General features: G+C 65.1%; 1 protein-coding gene and 1 pseudogene. Both read right to left on the reverse strand.

The genetic code is table 11. The features are described 5' to 3' along the window. A pseudogene (locus ACMGEZ_RS29615) lies at positions 1 to 822 on the reverse strand (hypothetical protein); the annotation flags it as partial. A gap of 280 nt (positions 823 to 1,102) precedes the next feature. Beyond that, the coding region (locus tag ACMGEZ_RS29620; protein WP_436825849.1) for a hypothetical protein at positions 1,103 to 1,288 on the reverse strand (186 nt) is incomplete at its 5' end.

Consider the following 1,288-nt stretch of genomic DNA (forward strand, 5'->3'; position numbering starts at 1 on the left):
GGGAGCGGGGTCGCCGCCGAAGAATTCGTTCGAGCAGTTGGCGCTGCCGCTCACCGTCTTCTGAGCCCACTTGCCGTTGGCGCCGTATTGCACCAGCGTTGCCGAGGCCACCGTGAAGGACGAGCCCTCGCCGGCCAACCGCGTGCCCGCGACGGGCGCGGGTGCCGGTGCCGGTGCGGGCGCAGGTGCCGGTGCCGGCCCGGCGGCTGCGCCGAGCGAATAGCAGGCCTTGGCGACGAAGGGAGCGGGGTCGCCGCCGAAGAATTCGTTCGAGCAGTTGGCGCTGCCGCTCACCGTCTTCTGAGCCCACTTGCCGTCGGCGCCGTATTGCACCAGCGTTGGGGAAGCCAGGGTGAAAGACGAGCCCTCGCCGGCCAGGCGCGTGCCGGCGACGGGCGCGGGCGCAGGTGCCGGTGCGGGCGCGGGAGCCGTCGCGGTCTGGACATAGCACGCCTTCGCCACGTAGGGCAGCGGGTCTCCGAAGGTCCCGTTGCCGCAGGCCACCGAGCCGGACAGCGACTTGCTGGCGTAGGTGTCGTTCGCGCCGTATTGGACGATCTGGGCGGAGGCCAGCGTGAAGGCCTGGTTCTCGTCCGCGACCTTGACCCAGCTGGAATCGAGCTTGCCGATGGGCGCTGCCTCCTCCTTGGTCGCGGTGGATGATTCGGCGGCCGCGGCGCCGGTTGGAGACGCGGTCGTGGGCGACGTCTCGGACCCTAGAGCGGCAAAGCCGCCACCAGATCCGTTTCCTCCGCCCCCGCATCCTGCGAGTGCACCTGCCGCAACAAGAAGCAGAAGCGCGCTTTTGTCGATGACTTTCAAGCAAATCCCTCCTAATTTGGATAAGTTGGGGTTTGTACGGGTGAACGACTCGAGGGGCAACCGTTCTTGCACTTCCTTTCCTATGTGTATTCGGCTCCCCAGGGGCGTGTTACTAACGTTGTGCTTGCTAACGCTTTCAACGCGAAATCCGCACATACGTGGAAGTCGAATTCATTACGTTGTCGCGTAGGACGAAGCGCCGAACTCAGTGCTGGAAGCAATAGAAAAGCCCGCACGCGGCGGGCTTTTCTTGGACTAAATGACGCTAGATGTCAGCGAATCACGGCACGTTGGCGGTTCGAATATGGAAGGGCTTGCCTTCCATCTCAAAGCTGCCGCCGAACTCGATGTTGACCCCGTTGGTGGGCTGCACCGGGCAGCCGCCGGGCGGCTGGCAGGACCAGGAGCCGCCGCGGTCGGCGAAGACGACGGAACCATAGCGGTAGTTCGACACCTTCTTGCCGGC

The organism is Variovorax stachyos, from assembly GCF_051400855.1.
Lineage (GTDB): Bacteria > Pseudomonadota > Gammaproteobacteria > Burkholderiales > Burkholderiaceae_C > Variovorax.